The organism is Nitrospiraceae bacterium, assembly GCA_020632595.1.
Lineage (GTDB): Bacteria > Nitrospirota > Nitrospiria > Nitrospirales > UBA8639 > Nitrospira_E.
In genome coordinates this window covers 1-17,907 of sequence record JACKFF010000011.1, presented here as the reverse complement: position 1 = coordinate 17,907, position 17,907 = coordinate 1, and the positions used below count along the sequence as shown (strand labels likewise).

General features: G+C 53.0%; 14 protein-coding genes. 6 read left to right on the top strand and 8 right to left on the bottom strand.

Going from position 1 to position 17,907, the window contains the following annotated elements:
* Positions 1–491 precede the first annotated feature (491 nt).
* Positions 492–3,011: an ATP-dependent helicase HrpB gene (gene hrpB / locus H6750_16630; GenBank protein ID MCB9775933.1), complete on the bottom strand. Its 2,520-nt coding sequence runs from the start codon at positions 3,009–3,011 to the stop codon at positions 492–494.
* A 221-nt stretch (positions 3,012–3,232) separates the two neighbouring features.
* Between hrpB and H6750_16625 the strand changes: the two genes are divergently transcribed.
* The gene (locus H6750_16625) at positions 3,233–4,303 is read left to right on the top strand and encodes a c-type cytochrome (GenBank protein MCB9775932.1); all 1,071 of its coding nucleotides are present in this window, start codon (positions 3,233–3,235) and stop codon (positions 4,301–4,303) included.
* Between the two features lie 450 nt (positions 4,304–4,753).
* On the opposite strand, the gene H6750_16620 is transcribed toward H6750_16625, so the two are convergent.
* The gene (locus H6750_16620; GenBank protein ID MCB9775931.1) at positions 4,754–5,623 is read right to left on the bottom strand and encodes a diaminopimelate epimerase; all 870 of its coding nucleotides are present in this window, start codon (positions 5,621–5,623) and stop codon (positions 4,754–4,756) included.
* Positions 5,624–6,069: 446 nt separating this feature from the next.
* Positions 6,070–7,908 (bottom strand): translational GTPase TypA, encoded by a 1,839-nt coding sequence (gene typA, locus H6750_16615; GenBank protein ID MCB9775930.1) that lies wholly within the window; start codon positions 7,906–7,908, stop codon positions 6,070–6,072.
* A gap of 303 nt (positions 7,909–8,211) precedes the next feature.
* On the opposite strand from typA, the gene H6750_16610 reads away from it, so the two are divergent.
* From H6750_16610 to H6750_16595, 4 genes are all read left to right on the top strand, one after another.
* Positions 8,212–9,792 carry a radical SAM protein gene (locus H6750_16610; GenBank protein ID MCB9775929.1) on the top strand — a complete coding sequence of 527 codons (1,581 nt, stop codon included), beginning with the start codon at positions 8,212–8,214 and terminating at the stop codon, positions 9,790–9,792.
* Positions 9,793–10,187: 395 nt separating this feature from the next.
* Positions 10,188–11,135: a magnesium/cobalt transporter CorA gene (gene corA / locus H6750_16605; GenBank protein MCB9775928.1), complete on the top strand. Its 948-nt coding sequence runs from the start codon at positions 10,188–10,190 to the stop codon at positions 11,133–11,135.
* Positions 11,136–11,175: 40 nt separating this feature from the next.
* Complete coding sequence (locus H6750_16600; GenBank protein MCB9775927.1) at positions 11,176–11,547, top strand: hypothetical protein; 372 nt, start codon at positions 11,176–11,178, stop codon at positions 11,545–11,547.
* 50 nt (positions 11,548–11,597) lie between these two features.
* Entirely contained in the window at positions 11,598–12,017 is a 420-nt protein-coding gene (locus H6750_16595) for an isoprenylcysteine carboxylmethyltransferase family protein (protein ID MCB9775926.1), read from the top strand.
* Between the two features lie 161 nt (positions 12,018–12,178).
* Here H6750_16595 and H6750_16590 read toward each other — a convergent pair whose 3' ends face one another.
* From H6750_16590 to H6750_16580, 3 genes are all read right to left on the bottom strand, one after another.
* On the bottom strand, positions 12,179–12,784 hold the full coding sequence (locus H6750_16590; protein MCB9775925.1) for a class GN sortase: 606 nt from the start codon (positions 12,782–12,784) through the stop codon (positions 12,179–12,181).
* Positions 12,754–14,871 (bottom strand): marine proteobacterial sortase target protein, encoded by a 2,118-nt coding sequence (locus H6750_16585; GenBank protein MCB9775924.1) that lies wholly within the window; start codon positions 14,869–14,871, stop codon positions 12,754–12,756. The genes H6750_16590 and H6750_16585 overlap by 31 nt, the downstream gene beginning before the upstream one ends.
* Before the next feature lie 100 nt (positions 14,872–14,971).
* Positions 14,972–15,841 carry an OmpA family protein gene (locus tag H6750_16580; GenBank protein MCB9775923.1) on the bottom strand — a complete coding sequence of 290 codons (870 nt, stop codon included), beginning with the start codon at positions 15,839–15,841 and terminating at the stop codon, positions 14,972–14,974.
* A 184-nt stretch (positions 15,842–16,025) separates the two neighbouring features.
* Here H6750_16580 and H6750_16575 point away from each other — a divergent pair, with 184 nt between their 5' ends.
* On the top strand, positions 16,026–16,886 hold the full coding sequence (locus H6750_16575; protein ID MCB9775922.1) for a hypothetical protein: 861 nt from the start codon (positions 16,026–16,028) through the stop codon (positions 16,884–16,886).
* Between the two features lie 58 nt (positions 16,887–16,944).
* On the opposite strand, the gene H6750_16570 is transcribed toward H6750_16575, so the two are convergent.
* Together H6750_16570 and H6750_16565 are read right to left on the bottom strand one after the other, a co-directional pair.
* The gene (locus H6750_16570) at positions 16,945–17,208 is read right to left on the bottom strand and encodes a BrnA antitoxin family protein (protein ID MCB9775921.1); all 264 of its coding nucleotides are present in this window, start codon (positions 17,206–17,208) and stop codon (positions 16,945–16,947) included.
* On the bottom strand, positions 17,183–17,500 hold the full coding sequence (locus tag H6750_16565) for a BrnT family toxin (protein ID MCB9775920.1): 318 nt from the start codon (positions 17,498–17,500) through the stop codon (positions 17,183–17,185). Before H6750_16565 ends, H6750_16570 begins: the two co-directional genes overlap by 26 nt.
* Between the last annotated feature and the right edge of the window lie 407 nt (positions 17,501–17,907).

The window sequence follows — 17,907 nt, the reverse complement described above, 5'->3', positions numbered from 1 at the left end:
GCTTGGTGAGAATTTTGAACCCAAAGGAGGAGAGCGTCCGTTGGTAATCAGGTATGTCCCTAAACGGGTTCCTGAGTTTTTGAAAAGGGATACATTCAGATTGAGTTACCTGAAATCCACTTGGAATCTCAATGAGTTCGAGTAACCTTGAAGGTAGGTCTGCGGCCAAGCCTTGTGCAGGGACATGACCCTAGCCTTCAAATCTATGAATGAAAAATCTTTTTCGAAGGATGGTGCCCCAAGAAGGACCACGAACGTTTGCAATCCCTTCCCTTCTTGGAAAATTTTCCGATTCAGCTTGGTAAAGCCTGTAAAGCACATCCAAATGTTTTTTGGTGACGGTTTACTTTAGCCGTTCTGAAAAATCTTTCGTATGTGTAGCATGGTCAATTGCGGTTGATCCTTCCATGATATTGTTCATGGTGGCGATGGCTAATATTTCTTGATCGGATTGGCCTGCCACATTCATGGGTGCAACCTCTCAAAATGAATTATCGTTTTTTGATGCCGCGAGTAGGCGGGGCCTGGAGGGGGTCATCGGGCCAGAAGTGTTTGGGGTAGCGGCCCTTCAATTCTTTTTTGACTTCCGTGTAACCGGTTTGCCAAAAACTGATGAGGTCCTGGGTGACCTGAACGGGGCGTCTGGCCGGAGAGAGCAGATGAATGAGGACAGGGACTCTCCCGTTGACCAGACGGGGCGTGTCGCATTGTCCGAATAATTCCTGAAGACGGACAGCCAGAACGGGAATTTCGCCTGACAGATAATCCAAGGGAATGTGCGATCCTGATGGCACAGTGACATGGGTGGGCGCCAGAGTGTCGAGCGTGCGCCGTTGTTCCGGAGAAAGGAGTGCCTGAAGTGGCCAGGAAAGGTCGATCCGGTTCAGCTGATTGAGGCTGGAGAGATTGCTGAGAAAAGGCCCCAGCCACTGATTCAATGTCTGAAGGAGTGTGTCGTCCGAGACATCCGGCCAAGCGGATGCCGGTTCCGTGGCGCGACGCAGAAACTGGACCCGCGCCTGCCAGTTTCTGAGTGTGGGGTTCCAGGGTAAACAGGAGAGACCTGTGCTTCGAAGGCCGTCGAGAAGCGCGGTCAAGACCAGATCAGGATCGGGATCGGAAAGGCGGCCCTCATCAAGAATGAGTTCTCCGAGTCGTCGTTGCCGGATGGATCTGACCGCTTTCGTTGAGCCATCCCACATTACAGAATCCGTTGACTGTATGAGATCCCCGCAGTGGGAAATTAAATCTTCACGTGAAATCGGGGCAGCCATAGAGATAACTGCCGTTGCCGGGGCACCGTTAAGCTCTGCGATCACGAGCCACTCTTCATGTTCCAGCGTAACCGGGTGGGGAAATTTTGCGCTCCGCCCGTTGGCCAGGCGGTATCGTCTGTCTCCATCTGCTTGTCGTTGCGCAATCCGGTCGGGGTAGGCCAGCGCCAGGAGTACCCCTACCTGATCAATCTGTTGTTTGGGGACATGGTGAGGAGTGGTGATCTGCAGTGTCCGTTGCCATGACAGAGAAGCCTGGCGAATGCGTTGAATGATTCCCCTTTCCAGAGCCCCGGTGTTTCTTTGAATAGGGGTACGACCATAGAGCATGTCAAATCGGGTGCGCAGATCGGCATGCTCTTGTGCGAATGATCCTTTGAACAAGTTTCGTTCGCTTAAGACTGCGGCGAGATCGCATGCTAAGGCTCCCACTCCCAGCGTCTTTCCCTTCAGGACCATATGCGCGAGTCGCGGGTGCATGGTGAGATCGGCCATCGCCCGGCCATGATCGGTGATATGGCCTTGAATATCACATGCGCCAAGGGAGTGAAGGAGCTGTCGTGCCTGAGCGATGGCTCCGGAAGGAGGAGGATCGAGCCAGAGTAATTCCTGTGGATCGTGGTTTCCCCACTGAGACAACTCCAGCACGAGCGAGGTGAGGTCGGCATCAAGAATTTCCGGTGTGGTTCGGGGGATGAGGGTCCGCTGCTCGGTCTCAGTCCAGAACCGTATACAGAGACCGGGTTCCAGGCGTCCCGCCCGTCCGCGACGTTGTTCTGCCGATTGTTGGGAGACGGTAAGGGTGGCAAGCCGGCTCATACCGCTGCGTGAATCAAACCGTGGTACACGCATGAGCCCGGTATCGATGACGAGACGAATGCCTTCGATGGTGAGACTGGATTCGGCAATATTCGTGGATAGGACCACTTTGCGCCATCCGGCAGGCGGTGGAAGAATAGCCTGGTCCTGGGCCAGGGGCGATAGATCCCCATAGAGCGGAGCGATGCGCGTCTGTGGGCCAAGAGGCAGGTCTGCCAGGAGTCGTTCCACTTGACGGATTTCTCCCGCTCCCGGAAGAAACACCAGGAGGTTGCCCTGTTCGGTTTTCAGCAGACGATGAATGGTATGGGCCACCTGCATGGCGAAACTCTTTCCCTCCGGCCTCCCGACGTAGCGGGTTTCGACGGGAAACATCTTGCCTTCGCAGGTGAGCACTGGAGCCTGTCTCAATTTTTTCGAAATGGTCGCACTGTCGAGTGTGGCCGACATGATCAGCAGCCTGAGGTCCTCTCGAAATACCTTCCGGGATTCCAGGCATAAGGCCAAACCCAGGTCGGCTTGCAGGCTGCGTTCATGGAATTCATCAAAGATGACCAGGCCATAGTTCTGTAATGATGGATCGTGTTGAAGCAATCTTGTGAGAATGCCTTCGGTGACCACTTCCAGTTTTGTGTTCGGGCTGATTTTGGTATCCAACCGTGTCCGATATCCAACGGTGGTGCCAACGGTTTCTCCCAGGAGATCGGACATCCGGCGCGCGGCGGCACGCGCGGCTAGCCGTCTGGGCTCCAGCATGATGATGGTTTTTGTCAGCCACGCCTCTTTGAGAAGGGCCAGCGGAATCTGTGTGGTTTTTCCGGCACCCGGCTGAGCGGTGAGAAGGACGATTGGGTGTCGCCTGAGTGTCTGTTGCAGCTGGGGAATTATGGCATCAATAGGATAGGTGTGGGTCTTCATGCAAAATTAATTGGAGGTTAAATGGTAAATCAGAGGTTCTCAAGAATGCTGCATTGTTGAATTGGAACTTATCCGAAAAGACCAGGGGATGCATCTCTCTCTTAAGTATTGAGGCAGCAATTGTCTTTTTATTTTATAGACATTCGGGGTACACTAAAGTATCGGATAAGTAGTTCTATTCATCGGGAACGTCATCAAACTGATCAGGAGGGAAAGACGGAATGAAGGCAGCCATCAAAAGGGTACTGACCACAGTATTTTGCACAATTCTGGTAGGATTGAGCCTGACTTCCACTGGAATAGGAAGTGAAGCGAGATCTGATTCAACAGTGGGAATGATCACGATTGATGGTCATACCGTTCCCGACATTGGTCCACTCCCGACGGCGGTTCCTGTGCCGTCCACCAATTTGAATTATGCCGCCAAACTGTCCCTGGGTAAACAGCTGTATTTTGATGGACGCTTATCCAAGAACAACGCGATCTCTTGTGCGTTTTGTCATAACCCTGTTGCGGGCTTTGCCGATCCCAACCAAACCTCCGTCGGCGTGGGCGGGAAGCGTGGAGGGCGGCAGTCGCCTACAGTGTATAACACCGCCTTTAACCCCTTTCAATTTTGGGATGGTCGAGCCGGCTCTTTGGAAGAACAGGCCATTGGTCCTATTCATAATCCCGTTGAAATGGCGGAGACTCATGAAACTGTCGTTCCCAAAATTGCCAAGATAAACGGTTATAAGGAAGAGTTCCAGAAAGTATTTGGAACCGGAGTGAGTTTGCAGGGAATCGCGGAAGCGATCGCTGCCTATGAACGGACCATCATCTCCACCAATTCGGCCTTCGATAAGTTTGTCTTAGGTGATCAACAAGCCATGGGAGAAGATGCTCAACGGGGGATGGCCCTCTTTAAAGGAAAAGGCCGGTGCATCCTGTGTCACAATGATTCTAATTTTACGGATAATCGTTTCCACAACCTCGGTGTGCCGCAAGTGGGACCGATGGAAGAGGATTTGGGGCGGTATTATGTGACGCTTCGAGAACACGATAAAGGAGCATTCAAAACTCCCACGCTTCGAAGCATTACGGAAACCGCCCCATATATGCATGATGGCGCTTTTAAAACATTAGAAGAGGTGATCGACTTTTTCGATAAAGGCGGGAATCCGAATCCTCAGTTAAGTCCGTTGATGAAACCACTGGGCTTGGCGCCGCAAGAGAAAGCCGATCTTGTTGCCTTTCTGAAAGCATTGACCGGCGAACCAATTCCGTTTGAGTTTCCAAAGTTACCAGAGTAGGCCTGCTTAACTCAGCAGAGTAGGGAAATGTTCGTTTTCCGGTTGAATCTTGAAGATTTGTATTAGATTATCGGGAGAAATCGTGTTGAGGGGATGATTCCAAAGGTTACGCAGAGGAGGGCAAAAGCGTGTATCGGTCCTTGGGCTATTATCTGAATGGCAATGGTGCGAAAGGTCTGGGAGATGGTTCGATGGCGGATAGTCTGATAGTCTCTCACCTTGGCCCGCTGAACCCGCCTGGGAGACAGTACCGAAAAAGTCGAAAGACGAATTGTTAAGGAGGGTTCGAGATGGAAAATCTGGGACCTCCATGCCCTTCTGGAAGTGAGAGTGATTCTAGCGGTATCTACGGAATGTCATGGCATATCTGGGAGAATCCCACAGATAATCCCAACGGGCTGGATGGGCAAGTCCGAGGGCAAGTCGGGGAGTAGGAAATGAATATCGAATCTACCGCAGGCCGTCTATGAAGGCTTGGCTGATTTCCCCTCTGGCGACCTCGGTGACGGGCCCTTTCATCGTGATGTTGTACTGAGGATCAACGGTAATATCTAATGTTCCTCCAGGGGCCTTCACGCTTACCGGGCTTTTAACCAATCCTAACCGTACTCCGGCACATGCCGCCGCACAGGCGGAGGAGCCCGAGGCCTGTGTTTCTCCCGCACCCCGTTCCCAAATCAGAATAGAAATGGTCCGAGGCCCGGTCGGAACGGCCAGTTGGACATTGGTTCGTTTCGGGAAAATAATATGGTTTTCCAGTTCCGGCCCGATTTCAAGAAGGTCCTGTCGGGTCCATTGCTCTTCCTGTTTCTTATACACTACGCAATGCGGGTTTCCGACGCTGACCCCGGTAAACCGGAGAGACTGGCCTGCGGCCTTTACGGGCTGTTGAATCAACTCAGGCACCCGTAAGGTGCAGGGGAGAGCAATGGGTTGAAACGAGGCTCGTCCCATGTCGACAGTGGCCCCATTCACGTATCCATGACCGTTAATTTCCAAATGAATCTCAACCAATCCGCCCTTGGTTTCAACGGTAAAGTGTTTTTTCCTCGTATGCTTGGTGTGGTACAGATAGCATCCGAAAATCCGCAATCCATTGCCGGATTTCTCCGCTTCACTCCCGTCAGGATTGTATATGCGCAGTCCGAAGTCGGCTTTTTTCGAAGGCCCGAGCGCCAGAATGCCGTCACTTCCCACTCCCCAATGCCGATCGCAGAGAGCCCGGATGGTCCGCGGTGTTAATTTAAAAGACATTTTGGCTGGGTCGAGAGCAATATAGTCATTGCCCAAGCCATGTCCTTTGAAAAAATTGTTGTTCATGCCTGCTCCACAATGGGATGGACTGCTATCGGGTGTTAGGCCTTGTCTGCAAGGCTTTTTCCCGTCTGGACGGTAGGCCTGAATTATACGTAAAAATGATGAAAGAGGAAAGTACTTAAGAGGGGAAAACGCCTAAGGGGTCAAAATCTTATTGCGGATAAGGCAGAGAGTTGGCTGATAAACACTTGAGCCGGTCAATTTAAAAATAAGAAGGGGCAACCGGACTTTTCTCCAACCTTTCGTGAGCAATTTCTTTAAGCATTGTTGAGAAAGCCCTGGAAGGTGATGCCTTCAATCAACTCTGGGCAAAGGGTACTTGAGCCAGCCGAAGGTTATGTTTTGCACAAGGCATGCGGGTCGGTTTGGAGGGAATGGCCATGGGCCTTGCCGCCACGGTTGAGTGATGGCAAGGCCAAAAAGCAGATCAAAAGTTACGGAGGCAAAAGTTATTGAGCCTTCTTGGACAGGTTACGGGCGGATCGGCGCTCGTTGTCGGTGAGGTAGCGCTTTCGCAAGCGCACATTCTTAGGAGTCACTTCGACCAGTTCATCATCTTCGATGAATTCCAATGCGAATTCCAGGGTCATTTCCCGCGGGGGAATGAGGTGAATGGCTTCGTCGGTTCCAGAGGCTCGAATATTAGTGAGTTTTTTCTCGCGGATGGCATTCACCACCAGGTCATTGCCTTTGTTGTTGACCCCAACCAGCATGCCCTCATAAATATCGTCTCCAGGATGAAGGAAAATTTCGCCACGATCTTGAAGTCCCCAGAGGCCATAGGCAACGGCCTGTCCAGGACCATGAGAAATGAGGACTCCAGCCGAACGATGAGGAATCTCTCCTTTAAAGGGTTGGTATTCATGGAAAATCTGGGACATGACCCCGCTGCCTCTGGTCATCCTCAATAATTCACTGCGAAATCCCAAAAGGGCACGCGACGCAATGTGGAATTCCATGCGGACGGTGCCCACTGCACTGATACGCAGGTCCTTCATTTCGGCTTTCCGCGCACCCAGCGCTTCGATGACCGCACCCTGATAACCCGGGTCCACCTCAATGACCACAAGTTCGACAGGTTCCAGAATTTCGCCGTCCATTTCTTTGTAAATGACTTTGGGCGGGGAGACTTCTAATTCAAACCCTTCCCGACGCATGGTTTCGATTAAAATGGATAAATGGAGTTCGCCGCGTCCTGAGACCGTAAATCGCTCGCCACCGTCGGCCTCCTCCACTTTAATCCCCACATTCATCATGGCTTCGTGAGCCAGGCGCTCACGAATGTGTCGCGACGTGAGAAAACGCCCCCCGTCTTTTCCAGCCAAAGGGCTGGTATTATGAGAGAAGTTCATGGAAATCGTGGGTTCATCCACGTTGACGGTCGGTAAGGCTGTCGGGTTTTGAGGAGAAGCTAAAGTTTCTCCCACCCGAACATCCTGATGGCCGGCCAGGGAAATGATATCTCCGGCTTGAGCGGAATCGGTTTCGATCCGGGTGAGTCCCTGATACGCGAGCAGTTTGGTGACCTTTCCGCGGGAAATGGTGCCATCCCGTTTCACGGCGACGATCTGATTGCCGACTTCAATCATCCCATGGACAATCCGTCCCACCGCCACACGACCGATGTAGGAGTCGTATTCCAACATAGTCACGAGCATTTGAAAGGGTTGTTCCGGATCAGCCACGGGCGGCAGGACCCGGTGAATGATCGTGTCCAATAAGGGCTTCATGTCAACGGGGGGATCACTCATGTCCAGCGTGGACTTTCCCTCTTTTCCGGATGCGTACACAATGGGGAAATCTAACTGTTCGTCGGTCGCGTTCAGTTCACAAAACAAATCAAAGGTTTGATTCACGATTTCTTCAGGACGGGCGTTGGGGCGATCGATCTTGTTAATTACGACGATGGGTTTCAAATGCAATTCCAGCGATTTTTTCAGGACGAACTTGGTTTGGGGCATCGGGCCATCAAAGGCATCCACAAGCAGGAGCACTCCGTCCACCATGCGTAGAATGCGCTCGACTTCACTCCCAAAGTCGGCATGGCCCGGCGTATCGACGAGATTGATGCGGGTATCTTTATAGAGGAGGGAAGCATTTTTCGAAAAAATGGTAATGCCACGCTCTTTTTCCAATGGATTGGAATCCATAATGACGGCTTCGCCTTCTTTGAATACATGCGCGCCGGTTTGCCTGAGCAGGGCATCCACTAACGTTGTTTTGCCATGATCGACATGAGCGATGATGGCGACATTTCGAAGGTCTTTTCGGCGTTTTTGATTCGGCATGACAGTCAGTTCCTTTGTTGGGCACAACCAGACGAAGCACGAACGACATTGTTCTATGCTGAGGTTGCGTATCGAGGCCGGTCTGAGGAGGTTTAGGCTACGACACCGGCCAGAACAGCCGGAGAATGGCTTGGATCCTGCGAGACGGTCGATTCTTACAAAACCGTACAGGAAGATCGGTCCTAATGCAACTGGTTATCCTTGACCTAATCCAGGTTTTCCTCTACGGTGAGGCAGCTTCAGGAGATTCCTCTTTTTTCCCCTCCACCAAATTTTCGGGTATCCCATTTTAGGAGGTTGTCTATGCGCCCACGTCGGGTGACAATATTGGATCTAGTCACCAAAGGTCCCACGAATTCCCTCTATGCCAGGGTGATGAATCAAAATCTGGCGAGCATCATGCCCCAGGTCGTGGGGGTGTGGTGCGAAGAATTAGGCCATCAGGTGCGCTTCGTGTGTTACACCGGCCGCGAAGATCTCCAACACGAATTATTGGATGAGACGGATATTGTGTTCATCGGGGCGTTTACCCGATCGGCGTTAACAGCCTATGCCATCAGTCAGATGTTTCGCGCTCGCGGGGCCGTGACAGTATTGGGCGGGCCTCATGCGCGAAGTTATCCGCAGGATGCGGCTAAGTATTTCGACTATGTCGTGGGCTTTACCGACAAGACCCTCATTCAGGATATTCTGGCGGATTGTGCGCAGCATCGTCCCCTGGGAGCTCAGCTTGCAGCAGCCCGGCAACCGACCGCATTGCCTGGAGCGAAGGAGCGCTGGAAATTTATTGAGCCGACCATCGCCAAGGCGCCCACGTCATTTAAAGTCGTGCCGATGATCGGCAGCATGGGGTGTCCCTATACCTGCGGGTTTTGTGTGGATGCCACTGTGGACTATCAGCCCTTGTCGTTTGATCAGATCAGCGAGGATCTTAAATTTCTGCGGACGAAGTTGAAACGACCGATTGTGGCCTGGCACGACCCGAATTTCGGGGTGCGGTTTCAGGAATATATGAATGCCATTGAAACGGCGATTCCACCCGATAGTATTGACTTCATTGCAGAAAGCACCCTGTCGCTCCTGGCCGAGCCCCACCTGAAACGATTAAAGCAGAATGGATTCAAGGCCATTTTGCCGGGGATTGAGTCGTGGTATGACATGGGGGACAAGTCCCGGACCGGTCGTCACAGAGGGCAAGAAAAAGTAAAGCAGGTGGCCGATCATATCAATTTGATCCTGCGGTATATCCCCTATGTTCAGGTGAATTTTGTGTTGGGCCTGGATTCCGACCAGGGACCTGAACCGTTTGACCTCACCAAGCAATTTTTAGATTTAGCTCCCGGAGCCTTTCCCGCCTTTTCTCTGCTCACGGCATTTGGCCAGGCAGCTCCTTTTAATCGGGAATTGCAACGGGACGGACGGGTGCTGCCCTTTCCTTTTCATTTTCTTGACAATAACCATGCGATGAATGTGCGTCCTAAACATTATGCCTGGCCGGAATTTTATGATCATGTCGTGGGTTTGTCCCGGCATGCGTTTTCCTGGCCGATGATTGCCAAGCGGATGATGTTGAATCGTGGATGGATTCCCAAATGGTTTAATTTCATCCGGTCGGTGTCGAGTGAAGGGTTCGGCCGGATCAAATACCACACGAAGATCCGGGGATTACTGGATACGAATGTGTCGGTCCGAAATTTTCTGGAAGGGGAAACAGTGGAATTGCCGAAATTTTATGCGAGAAAAATTCGTGGAAAACTCGGCCCATTATACGACCTGCTTCCGGAAGGGGCCACGATGCATGATCATCATGCGTACCTCAACTCCTATCAGGAACCCACTCCCCCGCTTGTTGAGGTAGGGCCAATCCCGGGATTGGTGCATTAAGGCCCTGGGGACACTTCATCGGTCGATCAGAAGACCGGCTCCCGTCAGCAGGGTTTGAACTATCCTACTCCTTTGATCTATTCCTAGTTCTTGCCGGAATAGAGAAATGCTGGCTGTTCTCCCGGTCCCCTTGGCTCTTTTTCACCGGGAAAAAATCGCCTCGTTTTAGCCGCGTGACACAAGACGGTTACCCACGGGTGCATCGCTTGCTTCATCGAATCCCGTTGATGTAAAACCGGCATTTTGATCCTTATTTAATCCGGATGTGGCTCTGATGAGGCGGTCACTCCGGCAATAATTTTGCGGGGTCCTGGTGGTACCAAGCCGGGGATCGGAGGAAAAATCTCAATGAAGGCATACTCTTTTCGATCTCGCGAACAAGAGAGGATCGACCATTGATCAACGCGTATGCCTTACATGATGGGAAGTTTCAGTCTTTGCCCGTCTCTGAGCTTTCCAATACCCTTCAGGTGGCCATGTGGATCGATCTCACCGCCCCGACGGACGACGAACGGCAAGTCATTGAGACTCTGTACGAACAACCATTGCCCACCAGCAAAGAGGTCCGGGAAATTGAAGCCAGTGCCCGTGTCAATGAAGGAGAGGATAGCCTCCATATCTATTCATTCTTTTTTCAGGAAGAAGATCATCGTGCCACCACGAGGGCGGTAGCCTTTACGATCAAAGACAATTGCATCATTACCTTGCACGATCATCCCATTCCATTGTTTCGACTGATGCGGCGAAGAGCCCGACATGAATTGGATCTGATCCGGGATCCATTGTCGGTTCTCCTGGCGTTGTTTGAACTGAAAATTGAACAACTGGCCGACCAGTTGGAAGCTACGCATCTGGCTTTGGAAACCATCAGTCAAACGGTATTGGCCAAAGAAAGCCGAAATCTGCAGGGAGCGATCGATTCGCTGACCAGGGAGGAAGATGGGAATGGAAAGGTGCGGCTGTGTTTGATGGATACCCAACGCGCCTTAGCCTTCCTCCTTCGGCGGGGAAGGGGAGATGAGACGGTACGCGATTGGATTCGCGAAATTTTACGTGATATCGAGTCCCTTCTGCCGCATAACGCCTTCCTGTTTGAAAAGGTCAATTTTTTAATGAATGCCGCCATGGGGCTCATTAATATCGAACAAAATCAAATTATCAAAATCTTTTCCATTGCCGCTGTCGTGTTTCTGCCCCCGACCTTGATTGCCAGCATCTACGGGATGAATTTCGAGGTGATGCCGGAATTGCATTGGTGGTGGGGATATCCTCTGGCCCTGTGCGCCATGGTGTTATCCGGAATCGCTCCCTATTGGTATTTTAAGCGGAAGGGGTGGTTATGAGGAATCATGGGGTTTGAGCGTCCAGGGCAGGAAAAATCGAGTGGGTCTTCAACCAAACGATACAGACGAACGAGATCGCAAACGGCTGTCGCGACGCTCCCGACGCAGTAGCGGGCTTCCAGGCACGATAGCCTCCCGCATTATTTGGCAGGAAGTGCACCGGCACCGGATGACGCCTTCATATTCCACACCCGGCGCATATGAGGAGGACCCGATGTATCAACCGCATGCCTTGTGTCTGTGTCCGCTCCTCCTCACCGGATATTCATCAAACAATAAAGACAAGGATGTACTCTCAACCAAAAGTGGCATCCTCCCGCAGGCCAACGCGAAAATCGTCTCCAGCCAACACCGCAATTCATCAGGCAATCATGCCGTCACCCTGTGCGACCTCGGCTCTCGCCTGAGATGAATCCAGAGCCTGACAAAAAAGGTGCGGCGGTCAGGGTGCCGCCGCCACTCATGGTTCTCGGCGTTCTGCTTCTGGCCTATGCTCTCAACCACCTGATCCCCTTAAGGATTGCGCATTCGCCGGCTTTAGTGTTTGCCGGTTATACTCTGGTCGCGATTTCACTCTTGATCATCGGCACCTCTTCATGGTCATTCCGGCGCTTTAACACACACATCGAGCCATGGAAGCCAACCACCAGGATCATCACGACCGGATGTTTTGCCGTCTCACGCAATCCGATTTATCTGGCGTTGTGTGTGGCGTGTGTCGGTATCGGCATGATTTTGCATAGTTGGTGGATGGTTTTCAGCGTGATCCCTGCAGCCTTGTTGCTCTATCACTTGGTCATTGCACGCGAAGAGGCGTATCTCGAAAAAAAGTTTGGCGAGGCCTATGTGCAGTATAAAAGGCACGTCAGACGCTGGCTGTGAGTTCATTGATCAGACATGTAAGACATATTTTCCGCGCCGTTCTTCCCGTTCGTCATGTGCTGAAGCACAGGCCCTAAGCTTGCCACTCCTGCATGTCTTTCATGCAATGCTTCCTATTGGGTTGTGAGACTGAACTGTGCATTTTCCTACACGACTGTCATTCATAACCGCTGGAATTTTTCTGCTCTCACCACATACCTCAGTGGCCCGCCAGGGAGGATCGCATCAAAGGGATAACAGGTCGTCAAGATCAATGCGTCTGAATCCGGATGATTGGCAAGGCGGGTGTGGCGGCTATCCACCACGGTAAGTTCCTGAACGGTATAGGACGTTCGATGACCAGTCGGCCATTCCACATGGATGAGATCCTCTTTCTGAAGATGTTGTAAAAACTGAAAGTGCGTATCGCGATGTCCGCTTATCATGATGGCACCGGGTTCATCCGCCTGCAGACTTCCAGAAAACTGCCCAGGCCCGAAGGCTAATGATCGCCCGCTGGCATCGGCCAGGATAATCTGATCGATGCCGTATCGTGGAACGAGCAAGCGTCCGACCGGCCAGGTATCTGCCCACGGCCAAGGCCTGGCGGGCTGTTGTGTCGTAAGAGTCTGCGTCCAGGCCTGTTGCAAAAGCCATTGAGCGGCAATGGCCTTCACGGGAATCCACAGCCCCTGTCCGATTAACCAGACTCCCAGAACCAACAACACGCCGGTCAACATCCGACCCATGCGACGTGTCACCTTCGTGCGGCATGTTGTCGCGTCCATACCCATCCTATCCAGACCATGAACATGCCTATTAGAAGATAGAGGGTGGACGGTGTGGCGGTTTGTGGCCAGCCGAATATCGCCTCGTACTGCATGCCATGAGGGAGGTTGGTTTTCATCGCATGGGAGTGGAGCGGGTGTTGTTCAGGACGAGCAGGGGTGGTTTCTACGGCAATCAGACTGGTGTAGCGGCTGACCAGATGATGTTGAATGGCCACGTCGATGACAGTCTGTCGAATTTCCGTTTGCGGTTCGGATTGGCCAGTTTGGGCTGATGAAGCCTGTTGATCCATGAGCTGGGATATTTTTTGCCTGGCCCAATGCACGGTGATGCCAGACCGGGAAACTCCTGACGCAAACGGCAGTACCCTTTTCCAGGGAACGGTTCCGTGCGTGCCGGAAATGGTCAGATGGGCGGGAGGAGTCGTCGTTCGAAACGCTGCCATGAGCGGTTCTCCCGCATAGACATCCGGCAGTGGAGCCGGAAGGAGATCCCATGCCCCATCGGGGAAACCTTCCAGCGCGAGATTGAGAAAGGCGGGTTGTTCCAATTTGACAAACAGGCGATGCATCGTGTCCTGCACCTCCTGCGCGGTGCCGATGTAGGTAAAGGTGCCCCGCCCGTGTTGAGCGGCCTTGCGCATAAAATGCCCGTTGGGAGCGGAGCCGATGCCGACGGTAAACAAGCGGGTCTGCCCGAGGAGGCGGTGAAGGGTTGAGAAGAATTCCTCTTCATTCCCGATCAGCCCGTCGGTGATAAAGATCACCTGCCTGAGAGAAGTCTGTTCTTCTTTTTGATGAGACAATGCTTGAACCACAGCCGGAAGCATTTCCGTCCCGCCCTCAGCTTGAAGGCTGTTCACATACGACACCGCGCGTTGAATCGAACGGGTGTCAGCCGGCACGGCCAGTGGAAATAATTGTTTCGTGATGGAATTGAACTGAATGATGTTGAATCGATCCCTGGGAGTCAGCCGCGACACGGCCAGTTTCAGTGCGGCTTTGGCTTGCACGAGCGACGCACCGGCCATGGAACCTGAGGTGTCGATCACGAAGATGACTTCACGGCTCAGGCCACCCGGTTCGGTTTCGATGAGTTGTGGCGGAAGAAAAAACACCAGACCGTAAGTTTCTCCGTCCTGTTCTTCTAGAAACAGTTGTGTTTGGGCTTCATGCGAAGCGTGCGGAGTCCAGGCCAATTCGAAGTCGCGATCGGCAAACGTGGAAGGGTCGGCCAAGGTAATGTTCAGGCGTCCGTTGGAATGGGTTTCAACCTGAATGGGGTGAGTCGGGGACTCCACGCGATCAAGCAGAAAACCGGGTGCCAGATCGATCTGCAAGGTGAGGGGATTGAGAAGGCCTTCACCGGGATGTTGTACCGGCGGCGTGATCCGTGACGCATCGGGAACCTGATCGGTATTGACGGCCCATCCCAGGCCGGTCGTCTGTGATTGCGCTTCGACCATAGAAAGGGGCGCGCCCGGGATATAACGTGGCCCGACCACCATCGGAAACCGGAGAGAAAACCGGCCCTGGTCGTACCGGACCGTATCCTGATATTCAATCTCCACGATGATGGGTTCACCCGGCGCGAGATTCGCGACGGATGCGGTAAACACATTGGGTCGTTCCTGCTCCAGCAGGCTGGCGCGTTGTCCCTTGCGCTTGGCCTGTTCAAATGTTTTCCTGGCTTCGGCCCGTTCTTGAATGATTCCTTCAATCACCCGCTCGCCGATCCGCATGCGCAGGTGATCGACGGCCGCCTGCTCGGGTAACGGAAAGACATAGATGCCCTCGGCCCATTCGGAACTGGGATTGTGAAAGGTTTGCGAGACGGTGGTGCGGACGATCAGCCCGCTGATGGTCGTGGTGACATGGGTGGAGACGGTGGGGGCGGGGAGAATGGGTCCTCCCGACATGGGGCGAATCGACAAGCCATGTGATATGTCCGGTCCGGCCTGTTGAGAGGGTGCCGTGACGTCGGGTTCCAATGGTTGAGCGGACACGGGAGGAAGGCCCAGGCAATCCACCACACTGCCGGTGAGCCAAAAGGCAAGAGGCAGAAGAAGTTGCTTCCAGAAATTCATACCGGCTCCTTTATGGTCGTAAAAGGTGTTGGCGCACATTGTCAGTCAGGGCGGGCCCGGGCCGACCCACAGCATGGTGAGCCAACCCGGGGTAAGAGTTTCAGGGAAGGGACTCGACAGTGAGGAGTGGATCGGAAGAGACCGATTCCTCTTGAACGTCCTCCTGCACGGAGAGCTCAGTGTCCGATGGGACGATGGGCGATTCGTCAGTAGTCAGGGCCAATTCTTCACCCGCCGGGCTGTCCGTGTCGGCAGGAGTCATCGACAGTTGGAGATCTTCTCCTTCTGATGGTGAGGCAGGAAGTAACGCCACATGGGCCCGCCGGTTTTGTTCAAAACATTCCGGGGTTTCTTCCTGACAGATCGATCCGTCTTTCCCCAACGTGTCCACCTGGAGGTCACCCTCAGCCACGCCAAGAGACATTAAAAAGGTTTTAACGGACTGGGCCCGCTTGAGTCCTAATGCACGGTTGTAGGCATCCGGCCCCTGGGCGTCGGTATGTCCTACGATGCGGAGGGTGCCGGTCCATCCCTCCGGTCTGTTCTCCATTCGGGTTTTAAGGCGGTCCTTTGCCTCATCGGACAAGGTCCATTCGTTAAACGCAAAATAGACATTCGTCTCTTCCATGGGCTGGCTCACAACCGTTCCGGTGATCGGGATGACCGAATTGGTCACTGGCACTTCAGCCAGAGCCTGGCTCAATGCCAGGGGTTCGTCAGAAGCGGGTTGCTGGTCGGAGGAGTTAAATGCACTCGCTATTTGGGTCTTATCCATTCCCTGAGAAGCGGTCGCAGGTAGGGGCGTTTCCTCGGAATACATTAAGAGGCCGCCTATCCCCAAGACCAGGACGAGTAACCCGGAGGCCAGATAAATAATCTCCTTGGTGTCCGATGGACTGGCTTGGGGCTCAGGGGCTGGGGTCTCCGTGTGAGGCTGTGATGCGGGTGATTGAGAAATCTTTACGTTCATGGCTGTCTCCTTGTGTAATCGTTTAGTCGTTGTTGGCATGTCCGGTCATCTTGTTTCGCGGACTCATTTGAATATCCGCCCTTTGGCACCTGTGAATGTTCACCTCCTTTCCGGTTGCGAATGCGATTGTTGAAACCGTCCTATCGCAAGGGGCTTGCCATGACGATTGATTAGGAAAGTTGTTGTGAAACAATGGTTTAGGCGTGATGTGGCGTTGCTTGATTTGCGAGGATTGCGGGGACGAATGAGTGGATGCGGGGATATCCCCGCATCGTTGGCCAAGAAGAATCAACCGGAAGCTTCAACCCTTGGTCATAGCTACGGTCTTAAGAGGGCAATCTTTTCTTTGCAGATTCCCCGCCTTTGTAAGGCGGGGCTAGGGGAGGTAGAGTCTTTTAATTATTTTTCTCTTCGTTCGTCGGCCTTGCAGTTTTTGGAAGGTTTGCCGGGTGTCGGCCCGGCGGCCGACCCACTTTTGTTTCGGCAAAAGTGGGCAAAACCAGTGACGCCCCGTCTGGCCTCATGCAGGGGACGGACGCCAGTCTTAGGAGGGCGGACCAACTCGCTCCGCTCAAACAAGGCCCGCCAACTCATGAGAGCGTCCTCCCGTGGGCCAGCCGGCAGGCGTCGGACCAGCGGAGCAATCTCGCACCTCAACCCTTCCTTTTATTTGCTGAGTTGGTGTCGGGTGATGTCCCGTGTTGCCGGGTTTCGGCCAGGCCGCCGACCCACTTTTGTTTCGGCCAAAGTGGGCAAAACCAGTGACGCCCCGCCCGGCCGAATTGGATTGATCAGACGCGAAGCAGGGGGAGACGGGCTAACTCGCAGGGCTCGGACAAGCCCGCCAGCTAGAAGAGCGTCCGATCTAGGACGGGCGGCAGGCGTCGGACCAGCGGAGCAATCTCAATTGTTACCTCGTCGGTCTAGTTGCAGAGTTGGTGTCGGCGTGATGTTCCATGTTGCCGGGGTTCGTTCCGGCAGACGAAGTCATTTTCTTTCGGCAAATGGGCATGCAGAAGTCAGCAGAGGGTGTCGTAGGTGTTGAACACGAGGCGGATTCGGTCCGGAGACCTCATCCCATCGAAAACCCGAGCGGACCGTAGTTAGCGGGTTTTCACATCTTCCGACAGCCAGGTTTTGATAAGAGATTGGTACGGCACATCGCGCTTGTTCGCCTCAATTTTTATACGATCCAGCAGTCCCTCGGGAAGCCGAAGCGAAATGGTTTTTGTTGACAGCTTCAGATTTGGGAAAGAGGCAGTCTGAGCCTTATCCCAGTTTATATACTCCGTGGAGTCATGACTTTCCCAGAACGCACGTTCTTCAGCTTCGCTTTTGAACTCAGGAATTTTTTTTCGATTGTTCATATTTGGTCCTCTCTTTGCGGTGCATGTCACGCGCTGAAATAATCCGAATTAACTTACCGGTAGTACTCGATCGTACAGTAAAGGTCAGGTGAAGCCGCCGCTTGTTGTCGGTTGTCCCTAGCGCATGATAGCGGGGCTCTTGTTGGCTGTGCAGTGTATCAGGTGATACCAGTAAAGGCCTGTTAAGAAATGCTTGCTCAGCCTCGGGCTGACTGACGTCATGCTTGTCGGCACTCTTGCGAGCATTGCCCTCATCCCAGTCAAAACCGATTATTGGCGTCCAGTCAATCATGGTGAGTCAAGGGTTCCTGTATATTATCACCATATACAAATTTGGCAAGTCACGGGTACCCAATTCCGAAATGCGTTTCAACCCTGATTGGGCTTCTCTCGGATCCGCATCTGCGGGTGCCGTTTCACTCTTGCCATGATGGAATTGCTGAATACTCACGCTCGGCAGGTACGGCTTTGCCTGTGTATAGGCCCTATAAAGTCGTCTTTTCCAGTGAGCGGGTGGAGCGCCTTTTTCAAAAAGTCTTAGAAAAAATTCCTGCCGACTCCTAAAAAACGATAGATGCCGGGTTTCGGCCCGGCAGCCGAGGTCCTTTTGTTTCGGCAAAAGTGGGCAAAACCAGTGACGCCCCGCCCGGCCTTATCGGATTAATCGGACGAGGGAGGGGGAGACGGGCTAACTCGCGG